At 51.5% G+C, this 7,095-nt stretch carries 7 protein-coding genes; all 7 read right to left on the reverse strand.

From position 1 onward, the window contains the following. Positions 1-16 precede the first annotated feature (16 nt). Positions 17-1,654 carry a membrane protein insertase YidC gene (yidC, locus tag FJ147_06950; protein MBM4255622.1) on the reverse strand — a complete coding sequence of 546 codons (1,638 nt, stop codon included), beginning with the start codon at positions 1,652-1,654 and terminating at the stop codon, positions 17-19. Positions 1,655-1,678: 24 nt separating this feature from the next. Then, positions 1,679-1,918 carry a membrane protein insertion efficiency factor YidD gene (gene yidD / locus FJ147_06955; GenBank protein ID MBM4255623.1) on the reverse strand — a complete coding sequence of 80 codons (240 nt, stop codon included), beginning with the start codon at positions 1,916-1,918 and terminating at the stop codon, positions 1,679-1,681. Positions 1,919-1,940: 22 nt separating this feature from the next. Then, positions 1,941-2,465, reverse strand: coding sequence for a ribonuclease P protein component (gene rnpA, locus FJ147_06960; protein MBM4255624.1), 525 nt, complete (start codon positions 2,463-2,465; stop codon positions 1,941-1,943). 112 nt (positions 2,466-2,577) lie between these two features. Continuing rightward, complete coding sequence (locus tag FJ147_06965; protein MBM4255625.1) at positions 2,578-3,579, reverse strand: NAD(P)-dependent glycerol-3-phosphate dehydrogenase; 1,002 nt, start codon at positions 3,577-3,579, stop codon at positions 2,578-2,580. 18 nt (positions 3,580-3,597) lie between these two features. Beyond that, positions 3,598-4,341, reverse strand: a complete 744-nt coding sequence (pgeF, locus tag FJ147_06970; GenBank protein MBM4255626.1) for a peptidoglycan editing factor PgeF — start codon at positions 4,339-4,341, stop codon at positions 3,598-3,600. A 19-nt stretch (positions 4,342-4,360) separates the two neighbouring features. Beyond that, a complete protein-coding gene (rlmD, locus tag FJ147_06975; protein MBM4255627.1) occupies positions 4,361-5,773 on the reverse strand; it encodes a 23S rRNA (uracil(1939)-C(5))-methyltransferase RlmD in 1,413 nt (470 codons plus the stop codon). A 93-nt stretch (positions 5,774-5,866) separates the two neighbouring features. After that, positions 5,867-6,706 (reverse strand): hypothetical protein, encoded by an 840-nt coding sequence (locus FJ147_06980; protein ID MBM4255628.1) that lies wholly within the window; start codon positions 6,704-6,706, stop codon positions 5,867-5,869. Positions 6,707-7,095: the final 389 nt, after the last annotated feature.

Here is a 7,095-nt window from a genome sequence, read left to right on the forward strand (position 1 = left end):
TCTTACCCCCTCGGCGTTATACGATCCCTTTGTTTTGGGCGTATTGCTGAGCAATGCTCAGGACATTATTCACCAGCCAGTATAGCACTAATCCGGCAGGGAAATTGATAAACATAATGGTGAATATCACCGGCATGATCATCATCATTTTCTGCTGCACCGGATCTCCAGGCATCGGTGTCATTGCTTGCTGGATCACCATTGTGGCTCCCATCAATATCGTCAACACCGGAATTCCAGCAGGCTCGACAAACGGGAGCCACATTGACCCTAAGCGGTCAGGCTGTGAGAGATCTTGAATCCATCCAAAGAACGGTGCTTGCCGCAATTCAATCGCATACATAAAGACTTGGTACAGGCCGATAAACACGGGAATCTGCACCAGCATGGGCAAACAACCTCCCAGTGGATTGATCTTATTCCGACGATATAACTCCATCATCTCGCGGTTGAGTTTTTCACGATCATCTTTGTACTGTTCGCGGATTTGTTCAAGCTGGGGCTGGACCTTCTTCATCTCGTTCATGGATCGAAAAGCTTTGGCGCTCAACGGAAAAAATGCGAGCTTTACCAGAACCGTGAGAAGAATGATGTCGAGACCGTAATTCCCCGTAAGTGAGTGAGACACCTTGAGCAAAGATAATAAGGGTCTGGCGATGAAGTGTGACCATCCGAAGTCAATTGCCCGATCAAGAGATGGGTTGACCGTGTTGAGTGCATCGGTCTGTTTCGGACCGATATATATGGTGTATTGCACATTTTGTGACTCGTGTGGAATCGACAGTTTTGTTGTCACCGTACCATCGTTGGCCTGAAAGAGAAGGGCGTTTTTCTCTCCTTCGGGAGGAATTATCGCAGACAGAAAGTACGTGTTAGCATACCCAGCCCAGCGAACACGATCTGGTCCAATGGATTGCGGCTCGGCTTTGACGCCAGAATTGGTGTTGTAGACAAATTTCCGGCCCACTAAGGCAACCGGTCCTGGTTCGCTATACGATGGTGCATGGTGCTGATCAAAGGCGTGCGTCCACAAAAGCGAGAGCGCATGCCCTTCCTGAATAGGGGCTGCTAGTTTTGTGTCGAGCGCGATGCCATAGCTCTGTCCCGAGAAAGAAAAAGTTTTGACAATAGTCGTACCGTTTGCTGTCGTGCCACGAAATTCGAGCGTCGCGGTGTCACTGCCTTGCAGGATCGTATCCTTGCCAGTCACCGTATAGCGAACGCCGTCGTCACTTAAAGTGACTCCGTTTCCTTCGAGGAGTACACCTAGTGGTAACTCGCCGCGACCACCTGCTTGAATCATTTCGAGCGGCGGGCTGTGTTTCCCTTCATCACCAGGGTGCTGTTTCAGACGAAAGCTCTTGATCCGTCCACCGGCGGAGGTAAAAACCGCACGATAGACCTCATTCTCAACGCTGATCTCCTGTGCTGCCGCAACAGGGGCTGTTGTCAGAGGCGAGTCTTGAGGTGCCGATTGTGCCTGGGCAGGCTGCTCGATCGTTGGCGTCCGCATTGTTGTCGGTGAAGCCGTCTGAGGAGCAGATGGATTTCGTGTCGAGGGAGGCGGTAGTGGATAAAAATACGAGACTAAGGCTTGATACACCACAAGCACGAGAAGCGACAGGACCACCGCAAGAAAACTTTTATTGTCCACTACTGAATGCCTCTTATGAGAAACTCATCGCTCAGGCAGGGGGTCATGGCCCCCTGGATGCCACGGGTTGCACTTGATAATGCGCACGATACTGAGCCAACTACCTTTGATAAAGCCATATCGTTGGACTGCTGAGAGTGCATAGGCCGAACAGCTGGGGGAAAAGCGGCATGTTGGTCCAAGCAAAGGAGAAATCGCGCCACGATAGAATAGAATCCCACCTTTCAATGCGATTACTCCTACAGCAGCAATCGAGTGAATAATAGCAGGAAAGAATCGCGCCACTTTACTTCTTTGGCTGAACAAAGGGAAATGCCTTTCCCAACTCGTCACAGATCTCGGCAAGAGTGAGTTGATCTGCCCCAGACCTCGGAATCACCACAATATCACACGCTGGAGAGATGAGCATCTGATGAGTACGAAAGAACTCGCGCAATAGCCGTTTCATACGATTACGAACGACGGCATTCCCAAACCGGCGGGATGTGGTAATACCGAAGCGGGAATGTTGTCCTCGGGCTGGGACAGTTGCCACCAAAAAATGCGGACTGTGTCGTTTTTTTCCTTTCTGCTGAAGAAAAAGGAACTCCCGTCGTTCAAGCAGCCGAACAGATTTTGGGAATGAATGGTCCGAGGGATTTAGCGATGTGCTGGTTTGGGTGCGACTGTGACGGTTAAGCGCTTGCGGCCCTTGTCGCGCCGTCTTTTGAGTACTGCGCGGCCAGCGGTCGTGCTCATTCTGGTGAGAAACCCGTGAGTGCGTTTGCGACGAAGGTTGCTTGGTTGATAAGTTCTTTTCATTGCGGTTCATCCGTACCGATTTCTTGACTTATTCTTATGGAAAAAGAGCCCGCATCTGACCATACTGAAGCAGGTCTGTCAATTTTCCCCCCTGGGTCCTTCGGTCTTTGATCGTTTCGCGCTTAAGAAAATTCCGGTTTGGTTTCACGAGTCAGCAGGTCGGTGACGACCTGCTGTGCTGGTTTGTTGCCGTACAAAAGAGCGCAGACCTGTTCAACAATTGGCATTTCGACGCCGAGGCGCTGAGCGAGAGAAAAAACTGAGCGACAAGTGCGTACGCCTTCAGCAACTGTCGTCATTCCAGCGAGAATATCACTGATCTGTTCGCCTCGCCCAAAACGGAGGCCTATCGTATAATTACGACTGAGGGTGCTGGTGCAGGTTAAGACAAGGTCTCCCATACCAGCAAGACCAGATAAGGTTTGTGGGGTAGCTCCCATGCGTACCGCAAGGCGAGTAATCTCGGCCAATCCTCGTGTGATGAGTGCCGCACGCGCACTGTGACCATACCCTAAGCCGTCACTGACGCCAGCGGCGATGGCTATGACATTCTTTACTGCGCCACCGACTTCTACGCCGACAACATCGGTGGTGGTGTAAACGCGAAACTTGGGTGATGAGAATACTTGCTGAACTGTAGTAGCTATTTTCTCTTGTTCTGCAGCGACAGTGACGGCTGTCGGCAGTCCTCGCGCAACATCTGCGGCAAAGCTCGGACCAGATAGCACTGCAAGACAAGGGTGCAAAACAGAGGGCAGTTCATCCTGAAGGATACTGGTGGCAGTTTTGAGCGTTTCTTCTTCTATACCTTTGGTCGTACTAACAACGAGTGGTGTCCCAGAAAGAACAGGGGAAAGTTGACGGACTATTGCCCGTATAGCGTGCGACGGTATGGAGAGAACAATCAGCGTAGCTCCCCTGACAGCTTCTGCCAGAGAATTCGCATATGCCAAACTTGCGGGAAGAGTCACCCCAGGAAGATACCGGTGATTCTCTCGTGTCACTTGTAGTTCTTCAAAGAGAGCAGGTCGTCTAACCCATACACAGGCGTGGTGCCCGATAGAGGCGAGCAATGCAGCGAGCGCAGTTCCCCAGCCTCCTGCGCCAATGACAGCAACATGCACGGGGAATGTCCTCAGTGACTATCGTGAGTTATTCATCACCTGTTGCCAGCCAATAACACTGAATTGGCGAGCAGCCTGTGCTCCTTGACGGCGATAGGACGCAAATCGAGAGACATCACAGAAAGTACACGGTCCTACCATCTGCATCTGATTGCGAGGAACCCCAGACTGTTCGCCCTGCAAAAGGTTAAGTAAGCGAAGATCAAGCATGCCTTTTTCTCCTTTGGGTTGCCAAGTTGCCGGAGTCCCTGCTCCCCATCGCTCATAGAGCGATTCTCCCACGTCCCGACTGACTTCGTAACAACAGGGCCCAATAGCAGGACCACAGGCGAGCCACACCTCGGTGGGCTCGACATGCCATGAAGAAGAAAGCAGTTCCAACGCACGGGCAGTAATGCCTTTCAGCGTTCCTCGCCAACCAGCATGCAATGCTGCAACGACTCGTTGTTGTGGAGCCACCAGAAGGACCGGTACGCAGTCTGCGGTTGCGATTCCCAATAATACGCCCTCTGCTTGTGTGATGAATCCATCTGCTTCTGTTACGTCCTTCGTTGAGCCAGCAGTAACGAAGAGAATTTCATCCCCGTGGACTTGCTTGAGCGTGCGAAAATCCCAGCCGCAGGCGTTAAGGTCGATGGAGAGCTGGTCGCGGTTTTCGATATGCGTAGAGAAACCATGAACGAGTGCAGGAAATCGATCCCACCCTTCTGCATGAAGCCAGTGTGGAGGTAAGGGGAAAGTCCAAAGTTGGGTCGTTTTCATGAATGCCGCTCAACTCCGCTTACGATGGGGCCGTTTCTTCTCGCGCTATCTGAGATGAATGGAGATTACTGGTGCGTTCAAGAAGGGCAACGGTTTCAACCTGGTCGGTTTGTGGAAACATGTCAAACGGCTGGACTTTCTTCACTACGTATCCCTCTTGAGTAAAACAGTCGAGATCTCGCGCCAGTGTTGTTGGCTCACACGAGATGTAAATCATTCGTCCAATGTTGGCATCCAGCAGCGCACTGAACGCTTCCGGACTCAATCCCTTTCGAGGAGGATTGATCACGGCAACAGCAATCTGTGGTAGCGAGGTGGTGATCTCGCGGAGTTTAGTCGCAGCATCCCCAGCGAAGAAGCGACAGTTGTGGTACCCATTACGACGAGCGTTCTGTTTGGCGGTATTCACTGCTCCTTCATTGTCGTCGATGCCGATCACCAACTGTGCTTTCGATGCAAGATAAAGAGAAATCGGGCCAATCCCGCAGTACAGATCGAGAACGATTTCCTGACTCGTTATATTTGCCCACTCTAATGCAGTTTCGTAGATGCGGCGTGCAACAGGAGGATTCACTTGTGAGAAAGCGTAGACAGGAACGATGATACGAAATGGCCCAATTCTTTCGAGCAGCGTGTCTCGGCCACGAAGAGGATGGAAGCGATCTCCCCAAATGACATTCCCAGGTTTGTCGTGGATATTTTGAACAATACCACTGATAAAAGGAAATTTGCGCTCAAGGTGGAAAACGAGATCTCGTGCTTGCGGGAAATGCATATGGCGAGTGACGAGCGTCAGCACCATTTGTTTTTGCCACAAGCTGTAACGAATATCGAGATATCGCAGTTGTCCTCGGTCTTGGACCTCATCGTACGGAGCAATATCGAGGCGCTCCATCGCTTCACGCACAAATTGTATGACTTCATTGACTGGCTCTGGATGAACTGCGCAGGCAGAGGTGTCGACCACATCATGTGTCTCTGGCCGATAGAGTCCGATAACGATTTTCCCGTTTACTCGCCGCACTGCCAATTTGGCGCGCATGCGATAACCAAACTGATGGGGGGAGGCAATGAGAGAAGGGACTAAAAGAGAGGAAAGGGAGGGGTAGCTCTTAATAGCCTGCGAAACAATCTCGCATTTCTTCTCAAGCTGTTGCAGGTAGGGGAACCGAACGAAAGGACAGCTAAAGCATGCAGGATAATGTGGACATGGTGGACGTTGAACAGGGGCACTTTCACGGTTTCTTGAATATGTCTGAGAGCGCTCTTCACCTCGCGGTCGAGAGGGAGGTATTTCTCGCTGTGGACGGGCATAACGGTCTGCTCTCTTCTCATCACCATCTTTCCGTAAAAATGGACTTGGTTTGCGAGAGTTTACTTGCCAAGATCGTCGATTATTTTGTTTATCGGTTGGAGTATATCGTGACGCCACCTCAGCACACTACAAACCCATGAGTATGGCGTCAACGAGAGGGGGGAGAACTGACGAGGAGGCGCAGCCTGCCGTGCCCCCTCGCAAGGGTTTTTAAGGAGTAGGTGGGTCCTGACACTTGCTATCGTCGATTGTACATTCTGATTTGCAGCGCAGAACTCCCGTTTTGCCGAGAGCTGAGCATGAATTGAACGATCCAGGGAAGTCTCCGCCATCGCACTCTTCATCTCCGGCGTCGAGCCGCCCATTCCCACAGAGTTCGGTGGTCAGTGCGATGTTGGCAATGCACCCGCGAGAGTCGCGAATGATGATCGTATCTGGGGCGACTTCCCGAGCTGGAGTTGCAAGCGTGAAGAGGAGAGAGCAATCTTTTTGTGAACTGTTACATTGTGTTTGTGGAGATCCGGCAGCAAGAGTGCCAGGGAAATCTTCAGTGACGGTAAATGGTGGCACACCATCAGACACTCGAATTGAGAAGGTCTCGCCTCCCACGGGCCCAGTGAGCTTTATGGTTTTCTCGTCTGCTTTGAGTTCGCAATCAGCAAATATAACGGTAACCGTCGTCGTTTGTGTTTTTCCTGCTGCGTCAGTCACAGTGATCGTGTCGGTCAGTGCTTCCGCTGTGGGAGTAGGGAATGATCCAGTGATGGTGTACACAAAGCGTTGACCCAAATCTGTTGGCGGGGTTGTTGGGCTAAGCCTGCCAAGGTCTTTATTCTCATTGTTCCAGCTATACGGAGGACGCCCACCTTGGATCGTAAATGTTACGGAAGGGCCATCTATTCCTGGTTGTACTAATGGGTTTACGAGCACGACTTTTGGTGGAGTAATCGAAAGGTCTCCACCGATGAGAAATCCGACCGCGGTAAACGGGACCGATATTGACGAAGCGACATCAAGCGAATTTGGTGCTTCGGCAATAATGCGCATCAAACGATCTGGATTCCTCGGAGCATTTGGGGGCCCAACGATAGCGAATAGCGTGACTTCCGCCAAGCCATTGTCGTCGGTAATTCAGCACCACGATTAGTACAACGTGTACTGTTGCCGGTTCCTGATTGACCAAGACAAGCAAGTGGATCATTTTCCGTCGGGTTCGGGGGAATGAAAATAGCGTCGGGAAATTCCGCCTCAAACGTCACTCGTTGATTGCGAAATGGATTCCCCTGCGGGTCAAGGAGCGTCGCGGTGAGGTACACGACTTGGAAGGGTAGGGTGGTAAGCGAGCGTGGACTGCGGTCAAGAGGCGCGCAGATATAGAGGAAGAGGATGGATACGCCATGCTACCGATGGTGGGAGTACCGGGCACGCTGCGAAAAGGA

This window comes from Deltaproteobacteria bacterium, assembly GCA_016874775.1.
In the GTDB taxonomy this organism is placed as follows: domain Bacteria; phylum Desulfobacterota; class Binatia; order Bin18; family Bin18; genus VGTJ01.